Genomic DNA, 20079 nt, shown 5'->3' on the forward strand with positions numbered 1-20079 from the left:
AATCACACAACAATTGGAGAATGAAGGGTGAATCCAGCGATTTAGCAGCATTAAATGCTGTTAAATAAATAAAGTGACCCGAGTTTTGGTAAAGGTCGGGCATCCGTAACTTTTGGTTTTTATTATATCTGAATTTGCCGATTTATGGATATGAATATGAGTGCAGATAGCAGAGTTTGAACAATCTTTGTATAATCATATCATTATTGAGATAGTAAAGGATACATGGTCATAAGGAGCGTGGAGTTTTGATTTATGGAATCGGGCATGATGTGCTGGAGATTGAGCGAATAGCAAAGTTAATGAATAGAGGTCTGGGTGTTAAATTTATCAGGCGTGTACTGACAGCGAGAGAGCATCAGCTTGCCGAACGCCGGAACGGAAAACAAGCAGAATTCGTGGCCGGACGTTTTGCGGCTAAGGAAGCGGTTGTTAAGGCCCTGGGCTGTGGAATCGGTAGGTCTGTGGGCTTTCATGACATCGAGATCTTACCGGATAAGCTGGGCAAGCCAGAGGTAGTTCTGCTGGAAGCGGCTTGGGAGCGGCTGAATATGCCGGAGGGCCGAGAGTACACCATTCATTTAACGATAACACATGGCCGCGATCTAGCCTCAGCTTTTGCTGTGGTGGAGCAGGTTGCTTCAATATAAGTATAAATGGAAATTTGGGGCGAATATAAAGGGGCAAGGAGAATAATGATGACACAGCAAGAGCAGGATGAGCAAGAACAGCAGCAAGTGAAGTTATTTTTCAGCCGTAATTTATTGGAGTGGTATCAGGGGCAGAAACGGGATTTGCCTTGGCGCCGCCACCGCAATCCATATTATATCTGGATCTCTGAAATTATGCTGCAGCAGACTCGAGTAGACACAGTGATCCCTTATTTCAATCGGTTTATTGAGCGTTTCCCGACCGTTGAGGCGCTCGCTGATGCACCGGAGGAGGACGTGCTTAAATGCTGGGAGGGGCTCGGCTATTATTCCCGGGCCCGTAATTTGCAGCATGCGGCGAAGCAGGTCAAAGAGCTACATGGGGGTCAGGTCCCCAATGACAGGGATGCGGTATTCAGCCTCAAGGGAGTTGGCCCTTACACTGCAGGAGCTATTCTCAGTATCGCCTTTAACAGGCCGGAGCCAGCTGTAGATGGCAATGTGATGCGGGTGCTCTCACGCTACTTCCTGCTTGAGGATGATATCGCCAAAGGGCCTACTCGTGTGAAGATGGAGTATCTGGCGGCCGAGCTGATCCCGGAGGGGGAGGCCATGCATTTCAATCAGGCGCTGATGGAGCTTGGCGCGCTTGTATGTACACCGAAATCACCGCGCTGTCTTCCTTGCCCGGTGATGGAGCACTGCGCCGCACGACTGGCGGGCTGCGAGACTTCGCTGCCCGTCAAGACCAAGGCCAAGCCGCCGCGCCCGGAGGAGCGGCTTGCGGCTCTGATCGAGGGCCGCGGTGCCCACGCGGGCCGAGTGCTCATCCGGCAGCGGCCAGCGAGCGGGCTGTTAGCCCGCATGTGGGAGCTGCCGCACTGGCCGGCGCCGCCTGCGGAAGGCGCCGCGCCAAGCGCGCGGCTGCCAGAGGCCGCAGCGCTAGACCGGCTGCGCCGGTCCTTGCGGACGGCCGGGCTGTCTGCCCGGCCGGAAGAACACTGGATGGCTGCGGAGCATACATTCAGCCATATTGTGTGGACCCTGCAGGTGTACCGCTGCAGGGAAGAGGCGGTCCTTCCGCAGCCGCTGGCTGCAGAAGGACGGGTTCCGTATCAGCACGCAGGCGCTGCTAATACAGCGGTACAGGCAGGGATACAGGGTGAGGATTCCCTGTACCCCGAATCCGGAGTATTCCTCGACGGCACTCCGGTGGAGTTGTTTGCGGACGGGAATGAGAGCCCGGAAGATAGTGGTGCCATCCGCTGGATTAACCGTGAGGACATGGCCAATTATGCTTTTCCGAACGTGTTTCTGAAGCTGCTAAATTTATATTTTGCTGAACTCGAAGGTAAACCACAGTAACTATTCAGCCTATTAATAGGTTTCACACCGTTCTTAGACTCGTAACACAAATAGAAGGTATCTCTTTAGCCCCTTCCGGCTGCCGAGATACCTTCCATTATTTATATCCTCACACAATAAATGGGATGCCGTACGTTAGTAAGGCGAAGACGTAACTACTTATTTAGAGCTTTCGTAGCGTTTGCCGACTTCTTCCCAGTTCACTACATTCCAGAATGCTTTGATATATTCAGGACGTTTGTTCTGATAGTTCAGATAGTAAGCGTGCTCCCATACATCAAGTCCGAGAATCGGAGTAGCGCCTTCGCTAATTGGATTATCTTGATTAGGTGTGCTGGTAACGGCTAATTTACCGTCTTTAACAGTCAGCCAAGCCCAGCCGCTGCCGAAGCGGGTAGTTGCTGCAGTTGCGAAAGCTTCCTTGAACTTGTCAAAGCCACCAAGCTCACTGTCAATAGCTGCAGCCAATGCGTCAGTAGGTGCGCCGCCGCCGTTAGGTCCAATAACTTCCCAGAATAGGGTATGGTTAGCATGCCCACCACCGTTGTTGCGAACAGCGGTACGGATAGCTTCCGGTACAGCATTCAGGTCAGTAAGCAGTTCGTCGATGCTTTTGTCTTGCAATTCGGGTGCCTTTTCCAAAGCGGCGTTCAGGTTCGTCACATATGCGTTATGGTGTCTGTCGTGATGAATCTCCATCGTCAATGCGTCGATGTGCGGTTCGAGAGCGTTGTTCGGATACGGAAGTGCCGGTAATTGAAATGCCATGGAAAAATCCCTCCTGAGATTAATAGAATTGTTTATATAAAGAATTTTGGCCAGTTGAACGTCAAAATCCCTTATTTCCGATATTTGCTATGGGATATGTATCCGATAGGTTACTATTATTAAACCGTATCTGGAACAATAATGCAACATTAAACAAACTAAAGTGTTTATAAAGTCTTTTTTGTCAAAATGATCTTCTCATTTGTAAAAGCTGTGTTAACATTATAGAATTCCATAGGATGCAAAGGTTTATACCCGAAATGTTTCCTTATTAAAGAAATATTGTGACGGAATCTAATGTAAACGCTTCATATCAAGCGCTTACAAAAGAAAAGTGATGATATCACGAGAAAAGTATGCTTTAATAGATTTAAAAGCAGGTATTCCTCGTTTTTTGATGCTTTTTACGTCTCTACAGTGTTATGGGAACTCCTTCTTTTTGTAAAATTATAAGCCATAGAAAAGGGAGACTTTAAAGAATGCACGTACGTTCCTTTCAATTAAGCGACGTTAGTCCTGTAACTGAATTGCTGCAGACCGCACTTTCGGAAGAATGTTTCGAGAACACTATCGAGCCTTTCTCCAGGCAGCTTTCATGGGATTCAGATCTCATTGTAGTTGCTGAAGATGAAGGAGAGATTGTCGGTGTGCTAATCGGCACGATCGAGAAGAACCACGGCTGTTATTTCCGTATTGCCGTTCATCCCGATTATCGCCGCAGAGGAGTCGGTAGAAGTCTTGTATCGGCCATGGAGAATAGGTTTCAAACGCGCAAGGTCAGTGGTATTTTTGTAGCCGTCGATGAGCATAATTCTTTTGCATTACCGCTGTATGAAGCTATGGGTTATGATGAAGATCAACTTTTTAAATCGGTACGTAAGCTTAGCATTGTCGGATAATTTATTTGGATATCGGTACTGCGTAAGCGGAAACATTTTACTGAGTAGAGAACTATAGCGACTGAATAGTCTGTTCCATTATACTGAAGCATATCATCCCAAGTCCGTTGCAAATGGCTGGGAGATATGCTTTTCTATTGTTATAGGACTAATTCATTTAACAAGAGAGCAAGAGGGTGGCATATGAGTCAGGAGCTTGAAGAACCATTCATGCGAAGCCGCAAGCAGAAGCACAGATCTGACCTGCACAAAGCCTCCAGAATCGCACGAGGGCAGAGATGGTTCATGGGCATGAAGGATTGGCTACTTATTGCTGTCGCTGTTTTTGCAGTGATGTCGTTGCTCAATATTTTTGTGTTCAATCTATCAACGGTCATAGGCCAATCCATGCAGCCAACCTTGCAGGAAGGCGAAAGACTGTTTATTAATAAAATCACGCTGACGTTCACGAGCCCGAAACGGGGGGATGTCATTGTTCTACATGATCCAAGTACAGGCCTGGACCAGAAGGAATATTTGGTGAAACGAATCGTGGGTATACCAGGCGATAGTGTTGGGGTACAGAAACACAAACTATACGTTAACGGCACAGTAGTTGACGAGTCTTATATCGATACCGAGATTCAGGACCCTGATTTTGCTACGCTGACCGTAGAGAAGGGGAGTTATTTTGTGATGGGTGATAACCGACATGCCGGAGCTAGTAAGGACAGCCGTTATTTCGGTTTCGTTCCAAGAGACAGTATTGTGGGCAGAGCGGATTATATTTGGTGGCCATTGTCCAAACTGAAGGCACTGTAGGCGAAGAGCCTATTGATACTATATGAAAAGGAGAAGGCGGAATGAACAATGATTCTCAGTCAACCTATGCACTCCCGCCTTCAAAGTGGGCTAACCTCAAAGCTGAAATTAAAGAGGCTGCGTCGTCGCTAGGCATTGATGATATTGGCTTTGCTACGGCAGAGCCCTTTTTATATTTGAAGAACATCCTGCAGGAACACCGGGATCAAGGGTATGAGTCCGGCTTCGAGGAACCTGATTTGGATAGACGGACGATTCCTGCGCTGAAATCCGGCGAGCCCATGTCCATTATTGCCATTGCCGTAGCTTATCCATCCAAAATGCAGAATCCCCCCAAATCTGAACCAGGTGCCCGTAGAGGGATCTTAGCCCGTGCCTCTTGGGGAAGAGATTATCATCATGTACTGCGTGAGGCGCTGGCTAAACTAGAGAGCTTTATCCGCGAGCGGGTACCGGATGCCGTACTGGAGAGTATGGTTGATACAGGTGTATTGGTGGACCGGGCAGTAGCTGAACGAGCGGGGATTGGTTTTAGCGCCAAAAACTGTGCCATTATTTCTCCCAAATGGGGCTCATGGATCTATCTTGGCGAGATGGTGACGAATATCCCCTTTCCTCCGGATGTGCCTGTCCAGGAAGGTTGTGGGGACTGTACGAAATGTATTGATGCCTGTCCTACCGGAGCATTGGTGGGTCCGGGACAGCTTAACGCACAGGTTTGTATTTCTTATCTTACACAGACCAAAGGCTTCCTAAGTGAGGACCACATGACCAAAATCGGCAACCGGTTATACGGCTGTGATACCTGCCAGATTGTCTGTCCGCATAACCGCGGGAAGAACTGGGATCACCGTCCCCAGCTATTGCCTGATCCTGAGATTGTTAAGCCGCTCTTGCTGCCGATACTGGAGCTAAGCAACCGTGAGTTCAAGGAGAAGTTCGGCAGCAGCTCAGCTGCCTGGAGAGGCAAGAAGCCGATGCAGCGCAATGCTATTATCGCGTTAGGCAATTTCAAGGAGGCTGGCGCTGTACCGAAGCTGACGGAAATTCTGCTGCAGGAGCCTCGCCCGGAGATGCGTGGTACCGCAGCTTGGGCACTGGGCCGCATTGGTGGCGAGGAGGCTCTGTCAGCGGTGGAGATGGCACTTTCGGGAGAGGAAGACCTTACAGTTCAGCAAATGCTGCACCGGGCACAGGACAAGCTGCTCAGCGGGAGGAAACAAGAAGATGAACATCTTGGCGGAGAGTAACATTGTAACGGTCGTATATTATAGTGAACTAGCATCCTTGATCGGACCACTCACGCTTTGTTCAACAGATATGGGTCTATGTTTGCTGGAATTTGGTGCGTTTATAGACACGCAGGAGGACATTAAGAAGTGGGTTAAGGCCCGGTATGGCTCTGCCGAGTTATGTGCCGATGAGGAGCGACTTGCGGTAGCCAAAGGGCAGCTTGAAGATTATTTTGCCGGAAGGTTGCAGAGCTTCGAGCTTCCACTAGATCTGCGAGGGACGGCATTTCAACTGCAGGTATGGGAAGCCCTGTGCACCATTTCTTATGGAGAAGCGGCATCCTATAAAGATATAGCCCTATTGATAGGCAACCCCAAAGCTGTGCGTGCCGTCGGGGGTGCGAACAACCGCAATCCAGTACCTATAATCGTGCCCTGCCACCGAGTGATCGGTGCAAGTGGTTCCTTGATTGGCTATGCCGGAGGTTTAGCGATCAAAAGCCGTCTGCTGCAGTTTGAAGCTGAGCATGCTACGGGAAATGCAGATGGAGCGTATCTCTTCTAAGCGGTGTGAATTTTTCACAATTGCTGTCCAGTTCTTGAAATGCTATGATAGATTCGCGCGCCAAAAAGGCGTTGTAGACAATAGAGTACAGAGGTGGACATTAGATGAACATTGCATTACCTATTATTACGTTGGTCGTGGGTCTGATCGGTGGATTCTTCATTGGTGTGTATTATTTACGCAGACAAATGACTACGATGCAGAATGATCCTGAAATGCTGCAAAAGGTTGCCAAACAAATGGGTTATAACCTGAATGGCAAGCAAATGCAGCGTGCTCAGCAAATGATGAAGAGCAAGAATCCTGCAGGTAACGCTCCAGCGACAGGTAAAGGACAAGGACATAACCGTAAGAGCAGCAAGTAACCGGTCCCGTTATAGATAGAATGTTTACGCGGGTGCGGAAGGGGGAGATTTCATGGGGAACATCAAGGAATACTTAAACGGTGAGGTTTCGAAGAACCGTGAACAGATCGAGTATCACGTTGAGAAAATATTAGAGTTAATCGGTGAAGACACTGGACGCGAGGGACTGCTGGAAACGCCAGCGCGTGTCACGCGGATGTATGAGGAGATATTCGGCGGTTATTCGATAGATCCCCGCGAGGCGCTCGGCGTAACCTTTGATGAGTCCTATGAAGAGCTAGTTATCGTCAAGGATATTGTCTTTTACAGCCAATGTGAACATCACATGGCTCCTTTTTTCGGCAAAGTGCATATCGGATATATTCCAAGTGGTCGTATCGCCGGACTTAGCAAGCTGGCCCGGCTCGTGGAAGCAGTAAGCCGCCGCTTGCAGGTGCAGGAGCGGATGACGGCACAGATCGCGGATATTATGACAGAGGTGCTTGGCCCCCATGGTGTTATGGTTGTTGTAGAGGGAGAGCATTTGTGCATGTGTGCTCGCGGAGTGAAGAAACCTGGCAGCAAGACAGTAACGATGGCAGCTAGAGGTACTTTTCGTGAGGATGCCGCTGCTCGAGCGGAATTTCTGACTTTAATTAAGGATTAGCATATAACAAAGAACCCGTTCTCCTCAGGTAGTGAGGGGCGGGTTCTTTGCTGCGGATTTTGAAAATAGCCATTATGTGCTCACTTTATGTGTTCCTATCAGTAGGGCTGCCACACCAGCTTGCTGCCAGCAGCGTAACGCTCGGCCACGTACGGCCAATTGACGACTTGCCACCAGTCTTTAATATAGTCGGCACGGTTATTCTGATGCTTCAGATAGTAAGCATGCTCCCAGACATCGAGGGCCAACAGAGGAACAACATCCCACTGTGAGAGGTTCTGATGTTTCTCTGCTGTAAGTATTTCCAGTCTATGGCTGCGTGGACTCCAGACGAGTATAGCCCAGCCGCCGCCTTCTATGTTTTTTGCCGCTTCACTAAACTGCTGCTTAAAGCTGTCGTAGCTTCCGAAGCTGTGTTCAATGGCTGCAAGCAACGCTCCGGTTGGACGTCCGCCACCCTGCGGCGACATTACATTCCAGAAGATGGTGTGCAAATAATGCCCCGCCCCATTAAAGGCGAGCTCCCGTTCCCAATGTTTAACGAGGTCAAAGTCTCCGCTCTTACGGGCTTCAGCCAGCTTGGTCTCTGCCTTATTGAGTCCATCTACATAGCTTTGATGATGCTTGTCGTGATGTATTCTCATCGTTTTCTCGTCGATATGTGGTTCGAGTGCATTATAAGCATAAGGCAATGGAGGCAAGGTATGACCGCCGATAGGTACGGAGGCCAGCTCGCGAACTTCGGATAGCGTGGATGTGTTGGCTGGCAGTTCATCATTCTCTGTGTAAGGGCCTGCGAGTCTAGACAGCTGACCAGGGCTAGTAAGCGTTTCGAGAACGGCGAGGAAATATTCTGATTCGCGAATAATATGCAGAATGACAACTCCGGCCAAAGGCTGCGTATTCACGGCCACGCTGCCTTCCATTAAGGCATATAGCTGGCGGACGAACTCACGTGATTGAACACAGGCAATATGCAGCAATTGCTCGGTTTCGGCAATAAGTACTAAGTGGGACATAGGTGTTGGGGCGAATGCAGCTTCCAGCAAATTTCTAGCCGCTAGCTCTGTGGCACCAAAGACGACAGCCCATTCATTTAGCAGCTTTACATAAGGCTCTTCCAAGTTCGGCACGAGCGCTTTAATTACCTCGGTATGCTCTTTCTCTTGAGTCTTCCAGAATACGATTTCTTCTAGAATACGCACTGGCAGCAGCGGCCCGTATACATATAGCATTACATGCAAACCTCCCGTCATAAGTCTTCAACAGTCCAGTATATGAACGGCTGAGGAAGCTTATGAAGGGTCTGGGAGGTTCTTTATTTCGTTTCTTGGGATTTCGCAAAGGCTACATTGCCAAGAAAAGCGGAAACGCGCCGCAAGTATTCGCGTGGATGCTCACGGAATAGCAACTCATGATGACTGCCTTCTACAATCCAGGAGTCGGAGTAAGGGTTGGTCTGGTTTGCTGCAAGCTCTTCAGCAATAGGGTAAGGTGCTTTTTCATCCAAGGTACCGTGCAGGAATAGAATCGGGAAAGGATAATCCTCCTTCTTCACTTTAGAATAAGGAATCTGATTCAAGCCCGTACCGTTCAGCACTGGGAAGAGCAACTCCATAATCTCTAGGGAAGGCTGACGGGGCAGGTTAATATTATGCTTAATATTGTGATAGAGCGTATCTGGCTCCAGCAAAAAGGTACTGTCCAGAATCATGGCATCGACGTCCTTTGTCACCAGTCCTGCCTGTAATGCGGTGCCCGCACCCATGGAGAAGCCCCAGACCACAATCTGCCTTGCTCCGCGTTCCTTAGCGAACTGAATGGCGCCAAGCAGTTGCTTGGATTCTTTTTTGCCACCGGTTGCGATATCCTTATTGGTCTGAGAAGCGAAGCCGTAATCAAACATTACGACATTGAAGTTCAAGCTATGCGCATAGTGAGCAAGATCGTACATCGGTACCCACGTTTCCTCACGGTTAGCGCCGTAGCCATGGCTGAAGACGATAGTTTTGGTAGCTCCTTCTACTGGAATGTACCATCCCTGTAAGGTTCGGCTGCCGTCAATTGCTGGAAAGGTCACATTCTCATATTGTAGACCCTTGGCCATTGAAGGGTTGGAATATAGTGGGGCAACAGTAGGGTTAGACAGGACCCAAGCGATATAGGCATGCAGGGCGATAAAGCAGAATACAAAAAAGAAAAATACGGATAACAGCAAGGCTACGATAATATGCTTAATGCGGATCGTCCGCAGCGAGAGCTGTGTCGGTGGTATTGGCAGGCCGGACTTTTGCTCTTTGGGTTGGCGGGAGACCGGTGTACTGGTGTGGGATGGTGCGAGATCCATAAAGTCCCCTCCTAAAAGTTTAGTTATCAAGTATAGCCTAAGTAATTCATATATTTAATCGTATGTTTATACCCTTACAAAGTCAATGAATTAGGTCCTTTTGTAATCTAAATGTAAACTGCAGCCCATTCCTTTCCACTCTGTGAATCTGCTGGACTTTGCGTAGAGTTTTGCACTAAGATAGAATTAATTATAAATAATATTGTAACCGTGTTTCATTTGATGAAACAAAGGGAGGAATTGCTATGGAGGACCGCAAACTGACCGTACGCGCGGTGGACCGTGCGCTTGATATATTGCTTTGTTTTACGCGGAACAGTGATTTGGGATTGACGGAGATTTCTTCACAGATTGGCCTACATAAGAGTACTGTACATCGTCTGCTGACTACTTTGGAGGAGAAAGGTTTTCTTATCCGCAATGCAGCAACGGAGAAATATCGGCTAGGCATCCGTATTTGGGAGTTGTCGATGCATCTGCCTGCCTTTGACGAGTCAGCGGCTTTGCTGCTGCCGGCTATGGAACGACTGCGCGACCGCTTGGGGGAGACGGTTAGTCTTTATTTACGCGATGGCATTGAGCGTGTGCGCATTCAGGCCGTGCAGAGTCAGCAGGCGATCCGGCGGGTGGCACAGATCGGTGCGCGACTGCCATTGTCGGTAGGCGCCTCTAGCAAGGTGCTGGCAGCTTATGCTCCACCGGAAGTGCTGGCGGAACTGCTGGAGGGACCCGGCTGGCCGAGTTCCATCGAACGAGAAGTGTACAGAACACAGCTGAAGGAGATTATCCGCCAGGGTTATGCGACCAGCTTTGAGGAACGCGAACCCGGTGCGGCAGCGGTGGCTGTTCCTGTTACCGGACGCAGCGGAAATGTAGTTGCAGCCTTATCCCTTTCGGGTCCAGTAAGCCGCCTTTCTCAGGAGACGCTGGTGGAGTACGCTGCAGTGCTGGGTGAAGCTGCCAGTGAAATGGGCATGATGATTCCGTAGTTGTAACTCATGCCTTATCTATTCTATTCATATGAATACCTCAAACGATCCTGAGATAGACGGGATCGTTTTCTTTTTTCTACAAAAATAACAGCTGACTTCTTATATATTGGGTAATTCATATATGAGGGGGCTTATTCTATGAAGAGATCCATGTATCGAATTTTGCTTAGCGTGATTCTTTTTGCTCTGGTGGCCGGAACGGTACGAGGCGTCACGGCACCAGTATCTTCAGCAGCGAGTGCAAAAGGGTTTTATCATACAGCTGGGAACCGCATCCTGGATGCTGGAGGAACTCAGGCGTTTTTTAATGGTATTAATTGGTTTGGTTTCGAGACCGCAAACTATGCTCCGCATGGCCTGTGGAGTCGCTCCATGAATGACATGCTCGATCAGGTCAAGCAGCAGGGGTATAACCTTATTCGGTTGCCCTTCAGCAATGAAATGTTTAACAGCACCTCGGTAGTAAATGGAGTGGATTACAGCAAGAATCCAGATCTTAAAGGCTTAAAGCCAATTGAGGTCATGGACAAGCTGGTCACGAAGGCGGGAGCGCGTGGTATACAGATTATTTTGGATCGACACCGCCCGGATTCTGGCGCACAGTCAGAGCTTTGGTATACTGCTGCTTATTCGGAGGAGCGCTGGATTAAGGACTGGACGATGCTCGCCAAGCGCTACAAAGACAACTCGACCGTCATTGGTGCAGATCTGCATAATGAGCCGCATGGCCAGGCAAGCTGGGGCACAGGGGATACCCGCACGGATTGGCGGCTTGCTGCCCAGCGGGCAGGCAATGCGATTGGTGTTGTCAACAGTAAATGGCTGATTCTGGTTGAAGGGGTAGAGAAGAATGTAAAGGGACAGACCAGCTCCAGTTGGTGGGGTGGGAACCTGAAGGGTGTTGCCGATTATCCGGTTAAGCTTAAGATAGACGGCCGTGTCGTGTACTCGCCACATGATTATGGACCTGGAGTGTCGGATCAACCCTGGTTCCATGCTGCTAATTTCCCGACTAATCTGAGCGCAGTATGGGATGCCAACTGGGGGTATATTCATAAGCAAGGACTCGCGCCGGTGCTTATCGGTGAGTTCGGTGGACGGGCAGTCGATACCGTTTCCCTTGAAGGAAAGTGGCAGAATGCCTTGGTTCGGTATATTGCCAACAATAAGCTATATTGGACCTACTGGACGCTGAATCCGAATAGTGGAGATACCGGTGGTCTGCTGCAGGATGATTGGACAACCTGGAATGCGGCTAAACAGAAAATGCTGGCCCCTATAATGTATAAGCCCACATCAGCTGGCGGGAAGGTGAGCAATCCCGTACCCTCGGTGAATGTGCCTGTGCCAACCGCTCGGGTGAGTTCAGCTCCAATACAGCAGCCTACGGCAACTCCTGCTGAATGTGGTGTCACGTCAGATCAGCAGAAGACATCTCTGCCGAGAGCCAGCAACAGAGATACCACAGGGTTGAAGGTCTCACTTCTTTATCAAGGCAGTGAGCTTGGGACAGATGCCCAATCTATTCACGCCAATATGAAGCTGCTTAACGAAGGGACAGCTTCCCTATCTCTTAATGAACTCGTGCTGCGTTATTGGTATACGGCGGAGGGGATACTGGAACAGTCCTTTTATGTCGATTATGCCAAGCTTGGGAATGCTAACATCACCGGAAGATTTGTTACGCTTGCTGCTCCTCGAAACGGAGCGGATGTATACGTAGAGATTGGATTTGCTTCAACTGCTGGCAAGCTACTTCCCGGTGAGACAACGGGTGAAATGAAGCTGCGTTTTAATAAAAACGACTGGAGTTCCTATAATCGAGCGAATGATTACTCCTTTGATGCCCAACATGATTCTTATCTACCTTGGGACCGGATCACGGCCTATTACAAAGGCAGCTTGATCTATGGATTTGAGCCGTAACTTAAAAGGCAGTGACTCATGTTAAATGATCAACTTCGGTTCGCTCCTTATAATATGGAGTTCGCACAGGCCACTGCGGATCAAAAACGAAAACGAGCCAGTCTCCAATAACCGGAAGACTGGCTCGTTTTTAACTTTTACAGCTTTGAAGTGCACTTAATGCGAAGCTTACTCTACTGGGAGAGCAGACTCTGTAGCTGTGGCATCCGCCAGCATCTGGCGAAGTACAGTCTGCAGAATACCACCGTTGCGGTAGTAATCAATATCAACGGTGCTATCGAGCCGGGCGATGGCCGGGAAGTCGAACTTCGTACCATCTTCGCGGGTAGCGGTGACGGTAAGTTCCTGTCCTGGCAATACAAAGTTGTCCAGTCCTGTAATATCAAACGTCTCACGTCCAGTCAGTCCCAGGCTGGTCCAGCCGTGGCCTTCCTGGAATTGCAGTGGAAGCACGCCCATACCGACCAGATTGCTGCGGTGAATCCGTTCGAAGCTCTCAGCTATAACGGCTTTGACACCAAGCAGGAGCGTGCCCTTGGCGGCCCAGTCACGTGAGCTGCCAGTGCCGTATTCTTTGCCTGCGATAACGATTAGGTTCTGTCCAGCGGACTGGTACAGCATGGAAGCGTCATAGATGGACATGACTTCTTCACTTGGCAGGAAGGTCGTTACGCCACCTTCTGTACCTGGAGCAACGGCGTTGCGAATACGGATATTCGCAAATGTACCGCGCATCATGACTTCATGATTACCACGGCGTGAGCCGTAGGAGTTGAAATCTGCACGCTCTACACCATGTCCGCGCAGATATTCGCCTGCCGGGCCGGAGGAGGTGATATTACCGGCTGGTGAGATATGGTCAGTCGTCACAGAATCGCCTAAGAGTGCCAGCACGCGTGCGTTCGTAATATTCTGAATATCTTCAAGACCGTCTTCCAGGTGCTCGAAGAAAGGTGGATTCTGGATGTATGTGGAATTGTCATCCCATTCATATAATTCGCCTTCCGGCACAGGAATGGCATTCCAGCGTTCGTTAGCGGTGAATACATGCTCATATTTACGACGGAACATCTCTGGACTCAGAGAGCGACCAATCGCTTCATGAATCTCAAGCGAGGTAGGCCAAATGTCTTTCAGGAAGACAGGTTCTCCCTGCGGATCAAATCCGAGAGGTTCAGTCTGCATATCTATATCGACTGTCCCAGCCAGTGCATAAGCGACAACAAGCGGCGGTGAAGCCAGATAGTTCGCTTTAACCTGAGCATGCACGCGACCTTCGAAGTTACGGTTACCGGAAATTACAGCAGCGACCGTCATATCATTATCCGTGATGGCCTGACTGACTTCATCCGGCAGCGGGCCGGAGTTGCCGATACAGGTAGCGCAGCCATAACCAGCCAAGTAAAATCCCAGTGCTTCCAGTGGCTTCAGCAGATCTGCTTTCTGCAGATATTCTGTAACGACCAGCGATCCTGGAGTTAGACTTGTCTTAACATAACCAGGTCTGGTCAGTCCGCGTTCGACTGCCTTTTTAGCTAATATACCGGCTCCAAGCATTACACTAGGATTGGAGGTATTAGTACAGCTCGTAATGGCCGCAATAACGACTGCACCAGTACTGAGTTTGCTAGTGCTTCCGTTCTTATGCTCCACTTCTATAACCTGAGCGATCTTCTCATCGCTAAGACCATAACCGCCCTTGTCTACCGGTGTACGGATAATGCCTTCAAAGTTCTCTTTCATGTGCGTGAGCTCGATACGGTCTTGAGGACGCTTCGGTCCGGCCAAACTCGGAACGACAGACGCTAGATCAAGTTCAATGACATCGCTGAAATGCGGGTCCGGAGTATCTGAGGTGCGGAACATGTTTTGTGCTTTGTAATAGGTTTCTACTAGCTCCACCAATTCATCCGGACGTCCAGTGCTGCGTAAGTAATTCAGCGTTTCGTCATCCACAGGGAAGAAACCGATAGTAGCTCCGTATTCCGGGGCCATGTTGGCAACAGTAGCACGGTCAGCCAGACTGATGTTGGACAGACCAGGGCCATAGAATTCGACAAATTTGCCAACGACGCCTTTTTTACGAAGAATTTGCGTTACGGTCAGTGCCAAATCGGTTGCTGTAGCGCCTTCAATCAGACTGCCTGTAAGTTTGAACCCCACCACATCTGGTGTGACAAAATACAACGGCTGACCCAGCATGCCTGCTTCTGCTTCAATGCCGCCTACGCCCCAGCCTACAACACCAAGACCGTTGATCATCGTAGTGTGGGAATCCGTTCCTACAAGGGAATCGGGATATACTACAGTTTCGCCATCAGTAGTCTTAGTAGTCGCTACGGAAGCCAAATACTCCAGATTGACCTGATGCACGATACCTGTAGATGGAGGAACTGCCCGAAAATTGTTGAAGGCAGTCTGCGCCCAGCGCAGGAAGCGGTAGCGTTCCTCGTTGCGTTCAAATTCAACATTAATATTGTAATCCAAAGAATCTGCGGTGCCGAAGGCATCAACCATAACCGAGTGGTCAATAACTAGGTCAACAGGTACGAGGGGATTGATCTTCTTGGGATCGCCGCCTGCTTTTTTAACGGTATCGCGCATAGCTGCCAGATCGACTACTACGGGTACTCCGGTGAAATCCTGCAGCACGATCCGGGCCGGGATAAACGGAATTTCTTTATTGCGGTCAATGCCGCCTGACCAACCAGCCAGTTGTTTCACATGATCTTCTGTAATCGCCCGTCCGTCGTATTGGCGGACAGCCGCCTCAAGTAATACTTTAATGGAAAATGGTAGGGAAGAAATATCGCCCACCCCTTGTTCTTCAAGGGATTGTAGATGGAAATAGCGATAAGTTTTGCCGCCGGATTCCAGGGTGCGGGCCAGCGAAAAATGATCCTTGCTTGGCATATTTGCGCCTCCTTGTTTCATCTGTTGAAACTCAATTTCATATTGCATGTTATTTAAGTATAACGGTTACATTGAGGGTAGTAAAGTTTTTTTTCCTGTTTTGAGACCCATATTTCGGCTGCTCAATTCTATCTGTATAGCTGCAACCTTTCCTTCATATACATAGGATAGCAGCCAAACAGGGGAAGAAGGGGCGGAAAGAATAATGGAGCAACAATGGAAGCAAAGTTTGTATGTCTATGTAGATCAATTAAACAGGGGACGGGTGGAACCTAAGTCTGAGCCGCGTCGTGCTGCTGTCAAAGATCCGCGCTTTTTGGTGGAACAGGGGGAACGCTCACGCCGCCTTGCTGAATGGTATAACGAGCGCGGCATTACTCCGCTGCGCGGGGAGACGGGAGTAAGGACGCTGCGAACTGTTCGGCAGACTCCGTCCGAGGTAGTGGCCGAGGTGGCTCTGCATAGTGCACTTTATTATGAAAAAGGTGGCCTCACCCATCGTGAGGATACCATTGAGACGGAGCGACTGACGTTTGTGCGGGACGGTGATGGCTGGGAGATTGCTGCGGTAGAGCGCACCATACCTGAAAAGAACTCTGTGCGGCCGGCTCAGGCTGAGCTATCAGGGAGGCTCTCCAAATGGGGCGAGGCTATACCGGCCCCGCAGCCCTCACAGCCTTTGCTGAATCAGAATATATTCGGCGGGATTGCGGGTTCTAGGGAGGTTCGTTACAGTCGTGAGGAGGCGGCTGCCTATGCTGATCGCTGGTGGAAAGATGGCAACCCCGAGTTCGAAACCTTTGATGTGGACTGCACCAATTATGTCTCCCAATGTCTCTTTGCAGGGGGAGCACCTATCAACTATACTGGTAAAAGAGAAACGGGCTGGTGGTATAAAGGCTTCAATGGAAAACAGGAATGGTGGAGCTTCAGTTGGGCAGTTTCAGACAGTCTGCAGCGCTATTTGAGCGGGAGTCGCAGCCATGGATTGCGCGCTGAAGTCATGGAGCGGCCGGATCAGCTGATGCTCGGTGATGTCATCCAATATGATTGGGATGGCAATGGCCTTTATCAGCACAGCACAATCGTTACGGCTTTTGATGCAAGCGGCCTGCCGCTGGTCAATGCACGTACGGTTAGCAGCCGTCACCGTTTTTGGGATTATCGGGATTCCTACGCATGGACCGACAGAACGGTATACCGTTTTTTTCATATTAACGACTATTTATAATAGAGAAAGAGGTTAGGGCATGGGAAACACAAAATTGACCGTAGGACTGGTATACGGAGGTAAATCCGGAGAGCACGAGGTGTCGCTACAGACGGCGTTTGCAGTCATGAACGCTTTTGACTACGCTAAATACGAAATTGTACCTTTTTATATTTCCAAGCAAGGACTGTGGAAAGTAGGGGAGATACTGGGAGCCCCTTTCAGCGGAATTGAGCTGCTTAAGCTTGCCAGTGCTTCTGAGGATATGAGTTCTGCTCTGAACGCGGTCTTTAGTGGACTGTCCGGTGGGGAGAGAACAATAGATGTGATGTTCCCGCTGCTGCACGGTACGTATGGGGAAGATGGAACGATTCAGGGCTTGTTCGAAATGGCTAATATCCCTTATATCGGGGCAGGCGTTCTTGCCTCGTCGGCAGGTATGGATAAGGTTGTGATGAAGAAGCTGTTTGCAGAAGCCGGTCTGGATCAATGCGAGTACTGTTATTTTAATGTGAGTTCCTGGAAAAGCAAGAGCCATGAGCTTATTGTTGGGGTAGAGGATAAGCTCGGATATCCGGTATTCGTGAAACCGGCCAATCTGGGCTCGAGTGTAGGTATCTCCAAAGCTAATGATAAGGAAAGTCTGATCAAGGCTGTCGATTTCGCTTTTCGTTATGATACAAAGGTAATTATTGAAGAATTCGTGGATGCTCGTGAGGTGGAGGTCAGTGTGCTTGGCAATGATGAGCCTGAGGCCTCCGTTCCGGGTGAAATCGTCTCTTCCGGAGAATATTATGATTATGCTGCAAAATATACGGATGGCAAATCGCAGATGCTGATTCCGGCACCTGTGGATTCCGAGGTTGCTGACCATTTGCGTGATGCAGCTATAGCGGCTTTCCGAGCAATTGAGGGCAGCGGAATTACACGGGCAGACTTCTTCCTGCGCAAGTCTGACGGTAAGATTCTGATTAACGAAGTGAATACGATGCCAGGCTTCACTCCATACAGTATGTATCCGCTGCTGTGGCGTGAGACTGGTTTATCCTATAGCGCTCTACTGGACCGTATGATCGAGCTGGCATTGGAGCGATATGATTACAGACAAGGCTTGAAGTATGATAACGAATAGTGTGTAACGGGCCGAGAAAGGAGAGATGAAAGATGGGTTTTCAAATGGAATTCAATTCGATCTGCAAGTTCAAGAATGAGCAAGAACTGTACGAGCTGTTGGAGTATGGACGCACCAAAATGGTGAAGCAGGGTTTCCGTGTATATCCGACAGGGGAGAAGGTCATTGCCTATACTCCAGAGAATGTTGCCGTCGCGATTGTTAAGATATCGGCTTCAATCGCCGAAATAAATTTTCAGGGACATGAGGTTACCGCTGTAGAGATGGACCTGGTGCGTAAGCTGAATGAAGAAGAGTCCAGAGTGCAGACTGCGTTGGCTTATGAGATGTTTTTTGGGGAACAGAGATGATTGTACGGTTCGGTTATGTGGCAATGTCCACTGTTATCAAGGACTGCTCTCCATCCAAAACGATGACAATGGCCACTTTCAAGAAGTTGGACGACCGCGAAGCTGCGCTGCGTCGTCTGGAGAACATCGCCCGCATGAACCTGCACAATACGCTGCGCCTGTTAAAGCATAATGCTGCTTCAGGGATTAAGGTTTACCGTCTCACCTCCAAGCTGATTCCGCTGGCGACGCATCCTGATTTGCAGGATTGGAATCCATTTGCGGCGTTGGTTGAGGAATTTGCCGAAGTGGGACAATATATCAAGAAACACGGGCTGCGGGTATCTTTTCATCCCGATCACTTTACAGTCCTTAGTACACCTCGTCCCGAGGTGCTGGAAAGCTCAATTCGGGATTTATGGCACCATACAGATATGCTGAATGCCATGGGACTAACGGCAACCGTTAAGAATAATATTCATATTGGCGGTGCATATGGGGACAAGCCTGTGGCAGCGGCACGGTTTCAGGAGCATTTTGCTGATCTGCCAATAGAGCTGCAGGAACGCATTACGCTGGAGAATGATGACAAGACATTTAACGCAGTGGAGACGCTGGCTGTAAGCCGGAGTCTTGGGTTGCCGATGGTGCTGGATATTCATCACCAGTGGGTGAACAATGAAGGGGAGCTTCCGTGGGAGCTCTGGCCTGACATTCAACGAACATGGAAGTCTCCACTGGCGCTGAAGGATGTTCTGCCGGGAGAGCTTTTGCCGCCCAAAATTCACGTTTCGAGTCCTCGCAGCCCATCTGAGCCACGGAGTCATGCTGATGGGGTCGAGCCTGCGCCCTTGCTTGCTTTTCTGAGGCGCATAGCGGCTGTTACTCCTGCGGTTGATGTTATGATTGAAGCGAAGTCGAAGGACGGAGCATTGTTTGAATTAATGGAGGCGCTGAAGGAGCTGGCGCAAGCGGGCAACGGAATTACTCTTTTAGACGGAGCTAGCGTTAATATTGAACCTTAAACTAGGATAATATGAAGATATGATCAGAACACGGGGCCAGTCTTTACTTGATAAGTGACCAGAAATAGGGTACGTTGAATGAAACTGAGGAGTGAGTGGAGCTTAGGCTCTATGAAACTTTGATAAGGAGTTAGGGAAATGGGAGAATTGCTCACGGGCAAAAATATCGTCGTTATGGGCGTGGCGAATGACCGCAGTATCGCTTGGGCAATTGCCAAAAGCTTGTCTGAACAAGGAGCACGCCTTGCATTTACATATGAGAACGAACGGGTAGAAAGCCGGGTGCGTAAGCTGGCAGAGACTCTTCCAGACTCGGTAATTCTGCCCTGTGATGTAACAGTGGATGCGGATATTGACAATCTTGCTGTAGAGCTACAGGAGAATTTCGGTGTACTTCACGGTATCGTTCATAGTATTGCATATGCTAAGAGTGAGGATTTGGAAGGACGTTTTGCCGATACCTCCCGTGCTGGTTTTGCACTGGCAAATGACATCAGTGCATATTCACTGGTTGCTGTAGCGCAGCGTCTGCATACTCTAATGACTGAGGGGGGATCGGTCCTCACGATGACATATATGGGCTCGCAGCGTGTGTTGCGTAATTACAACGTGATGGGTGTGGCCAAGGCAGCACTGGAAGCCTCGGTTCGTTATTTGGCAAGTGATCTTGGACCAGACAATATTCGTGTGAATGCAATATCGGCAGGTCCCATTCGTACATTGTCGGCGAAAGGTATTAGTGATTTCAACACCATTCTCCGTATTGTGGAGGAAAAAGCACCGCTGCGGCGGGGCACGGATACGGCAGAAGTTGGAGATACGGCCATGTTCATGATGAGTCATCTGTCACGCGGAATTACTGGAGAAGTGATTTATGTCGATGGGGGTTACCACATCATCGGCGGTTAACGTTC

At 49.4% G+C, this 20079-nt stretch carries 17 protein-coding genes and 1 pseudogene; 14 read left to right on the forward strand and 4 right to left on the reverse strand.

Features of this window, described 5'->3' with window-relative positions; translation table 11 throughout:
• The first annotated feature begins 248 nt into the window (after positions 1-248).
• A complete protein-coding gene (gene acpS / locus GJB61_RS21300; RefSeq protein WP_154121049.1) occupies positions 249-650 on the forward strand; it encodes a holo-ACP synthase in 402 nt (133 codons plus the stop codon).
• A gap of 48 nt (positions 651-698) precedes the next feature.
• The gene (gene mutY, locus GJB61_RS21305; protein ID WP_154121100.1) at positions 699-2015 is read left to right on the forward strand and encodes an A/G-specific adenine glycosylase; all 1317 of its coding nucleotides are present in this window, start codon (positions 699-701) and stop codon (positions 2013-2015) included.
• 159 nt (positions 2016-2174) lie between these two features.
• Here the strand turns inward: mutY and GJB61_RS21310 are convergent, their stop codons facing one another.
• Positions 2175-2783, reverse strand: a complete 609-nt coding sequence (locus GJB61_RS21310; RefSeq protein WP_154121050.1) for a superoxide dismutase — start codon at positions 2781-2783, stop codon at positions 2175-2177.
• 479 nt (positions 2784-3262) lie between these two features.
• On the opposite strand from GJB61_RS21310, the gene GJB61_RS21315 reads away from it, so the two are divergent.
• The 5 genes and pseudogenes from GJB61_RS21315 to folE all read left to right on the forward strand — a co-directional run bounded on the left by GJB61_RS21315 (position 3263) and on the right by folE (position 7291).
• Entirely contained in the window at positions 3263-3682 is a 420-nt protein-coding gene (locus tag GJB61_RS21315) for a GNAT family N-acetyltransferase (protein WP_154121051.1), read from the forward strand.
• Positions 3683-3865: 183 nt separating this feature from the next.
• On the forward strand, positions 3866-4483 hold the full coding sequence (gene lepB, locus GJB61_RS21320) for a signal peptidase I (RefSeq protein ID WP_154121052.1): 618 nt from the start codon (positions 3866-3868) through the stop codon (positions 4481-4483).
• A 41-nt stretch (positions 4484-4524) separates the two neighbouring features.
• Positions 4525-6280, forward strand: a pseudogene (gene queG / locus GJB61_RS21325) (tRNA epoxyqueuosine(34) reductase QueG).
• Between the two features lie 104 nt (positions 6281-6384).
• A complete protein-coding gene (locus tag GJB61_RS21335; RefSeq protein ID WP_229522175.1) occupies positions 6385-6645 on the forward strand; it encodes a YneF family protein in 261 nt (86 codons plus the stop codon).
• Between the two features lie 52 nt (positions 6646-6697).
• Positions 6698-7291 carry a GTP cyclohydrolase I FolE gene (folE, locus tag GJB61_RS21340; RefSeq protein ID WP_154121054.1) on the forward strand — a complete coding sequence of 198 codons (594 nt, stop codon included), beginning with the start codon at positions 6698-6700 and terminating at the stop codon, positions 7289-7291.
• A 98-nt stretch (positions 7292-7389) separates the two neighbouring features.
• Here folE and GJB61_RS21345 read toward each other — a convergent pair whose 3' ends face one another.
• Together GJB61_RS21345 and GJB61_RS21350 are read right to left on the reverse strand one after the other, a co-directional pair.
• Positions 7390-8526: a Fe-Mn family superoxide dismutase gene (locus GJB61_RS21345; RefSeq protein WP_154121055.1), complete on the reverse strand. Its 1137-nt coding sequence runs from the start codon at positions 8524-8526 to the stop codon at positions 7390-7392.
• Positions 8527-8609: 83 nt separating this feature from the next.
• Positions 8610-9638, reverse strand: coding sequence for an alpha/beta hydrolase (locus GJB61_RS21350; protein WP_154121056.1), 1029 nt, complete (start codon positions 9636-9638; stop codon positions 8610-8612).
• A 245-nt stretch (positions 9639-9883) separates the two neighbouring features.
• Between GJB61_RS21350 and GJB61_RS21355 the strand changes: the two genes are divergently transcribed.
• Both GJB61_RS21355 and GJB61_RS31310 read left to right on the forward strand, forming a co-directional pair.
• The gene (locus GJB61_RS21355) at positions 9884-10627 is read left to right on the forward strand and encodes an IclR family transcriptional regulator (RefSeq protein ID WP_154121057.1); all 744 of its coding nucleotides are present in this window, start codon (positions 9884-9886) and stop codon (positions 10625-10627) included.
• 141 nt (positions 10628-10768) lie between these two features.
• Positions 10769-12556, forward strand: a complete 1788-nt coding sequence (locus tag GJB61_RS31310; RefSeq protein ID WP_195724424.1) for a cellulase family glycosylhydrolase — start codon at positions 10769-10771, stop codon at positions 12554-12556.
• 168 nt (positions 12557-12724) lie between these two features.
• Here GJB61_RS31310 and acnA read toward each other — a convergent pair whose 3' ends face one another.
• On the reverse strand, positions 12725-15469 hold the full coding sequence (gene acnA / locus GJB61_RS21365) for an aconitate hydratase AcnA (protein WP_154121058.1): 2745 nt from the start codon (positions 15467-15469) through the stop codon (positions 12725-12727).
• Positions 15470-15674: 205 nt separating this feature from the next.
• Between acnA and GJB61_RS21370 the strand changes: the two genes are divergently transcribed.
• The 5 genes from GJB61_RS21370 to fabI all read left to right on the forward strand — a co-directional run bounded on the left by GJB61_RS21370 (position 15675) and on the right by fabI (position 20074).
• Positions 15675-16700 (forward strand): amidase domain-containing protein, encoded by a 1026-nt coding sequence (locus GJB61_RS21370; RefSeq protein WP_154121059.1) that lies wholly within the window; start codon positions 15675-15677, stop codon positions 16698-16700.
• A gap of 19 nt (positions 16701-16719) precedes the next feature.
• Complete coding sequence (locus GJB61_RS21375; protein WP_154121060.1) at positions 16720-17811, forward strand: D-alanine--D-alanine ligase; 1092 nt, start codon at positions 16720-16722, stop codon at positions 17809-17811.
• A 32-nt stretch (positions 17812-17843) separates the two neighbouring features.
• Positions 17844-18161, forward strand: a complete 318-nt coding sequence (locus GJB61_RS21380; RefSeq protein WP_154121061.1) for a hypothetical protein — start codon at positions 17844-17846, stop codon at positions 18159-18161.
• On the forward strand, positions 18158-19165 hold the full coding sequence (gene uvsE / locus GJB61_RS21385; RefSeq protein ID WP_154121062.1) for a UV DNA damage repair endonuclease UvsE: 1008 nt from the start codon (positions 18158-18160) through the stop codon (positions 19163-19165). Before GJB61_RS21380 ends, uvsE begins: the two co-directional genes overlap by 4 nt.
• 138 nt (positions 19166-19303) lie before the next feature.
• On the forward strand, positions 19304-20074 hold the full coding sequence (gene fabI, locus GJB61_RS21390) for an enoyl-ACP reductase FabI (RefSeq protein ID WP_154121063.1): 771 nt from the start codon (positions 19304-19306) through the stop codon (positions 20072-20074).
• The last annotated feature ends 5 nt before the right edge of the window (positions 20075-20079 follow it).

It is taken from the genome of Paenibacillus monticola (assembly GCF_009664975.1).
GTDB lineage: Bacteria > Bacillota > Bacilli > Paenibacillales > Paenibacillaceae > Paenibacillus_AQ > Paenibacillus_AQ monticola.

Coding starts and splice junctions, on each gene's coding strand:
- mutY (WP_154121100.1), top strand. CDS start 699: ATGACACAGCAAGAGCAGGATGAGCAAGAACAGCAGCAAGTGAAGTTA.
- GJB61_RS21310 (WP_154121050.1), bottom strand. CDS start 2,783: ATGGCATTTCAATTACCGGCACTTCCGTATCCGAACAACGCTCTCGAA.
- GJB61_RS21315 (WP_154121051.1), top strand. CDS start 3,263: ATGCACGTACGTTCCTTTCAATTAAGCGACGTTAGTCCTGTAACTGAA.
- lepB (WP_154121052.1), top strand. CDS start 3,866: ATGAGTCAGGAGCTTGAAGAACCATTCATGCGAAGCCGCAAGCAGAAG.
- GJB61_RS21335 (WP_229522175.1), top strand. CDS start 6,385: ATGAACATTGCATTACCTATTATTACGTTGGTCGTGGGTCTGATCGGT.
- folE (WP_154121054.1), top strand. CDS start 6,698: ATGGGGAACATCAAGGAATACTTAAACGGTGAGGTTTCGAAGAACCGT.
- GJB61_RS21345 (WP_154121055.1), bottom strand. CDS start 8,526: ATGCTATATGTATACGGGCCGCTGCTGCCAGTGCGTATTCTAGAAGAA.
- GJB61_RS21350 (WP_154121056.1), bottom strand. CDS start 9,638: ATGGATCTCGCACCATCCCACACCAGTACACCGGTCTCCCGCCAACCC.
- GJB61_RS21355 (WP_154121057.1), top strand. CDS start 9,884: ATGGAGGACCGCAAACTGACCGTACGCGCGGTGGACCGTGCGCTTGAT.
- GJB61_RS31310 (WP_195724424.1), top strand. CDS start 10,769: ATGAAGAGATCCATGTATCGAATTTTGCTTAGCGTGATTCTTTTTGCT.
- acnA (WP_154121058.1), bottom strand. CDS start 15,469: ATGCCAAGCAAGGATCATTTTTCGCTGGCCCGCACCCTGGAATCCGGC.
- GJB61_RS21370 (WP_154121059.1), top strand. CDS start 15,675: ATGGAGCAACAATGGAAGCAAAGTTTGTATGTCTATGTAGATCAATTA.
- GJB61_RS21375 (WP_154121060.1), top strand. CDS start 16,720: ATGGGAAACACAAAATTGACCGTAGGACTGGTATACGGAGGTAAATCC.
- GJB61_RS21380 (WP_154121061.1), top strand. CDS start 17,844: ATGGGTTTTCAAATGGAATTCAATTCGATCTGCAAGTTCAAGAATGAG.
- uvsE (WP_154121062.1), top strand. CDS start 18,158: ATGATTGTACGGTTCGGTTATGTGGCAATGTCCACTGTTATCAAGGAC.
- fabI (WP_154121063.1), top strand. CDS start 19,304: ATGGGAGAATTGCTCACGGGCAAAAATATCGTCGTTATGGGCGTGGCG.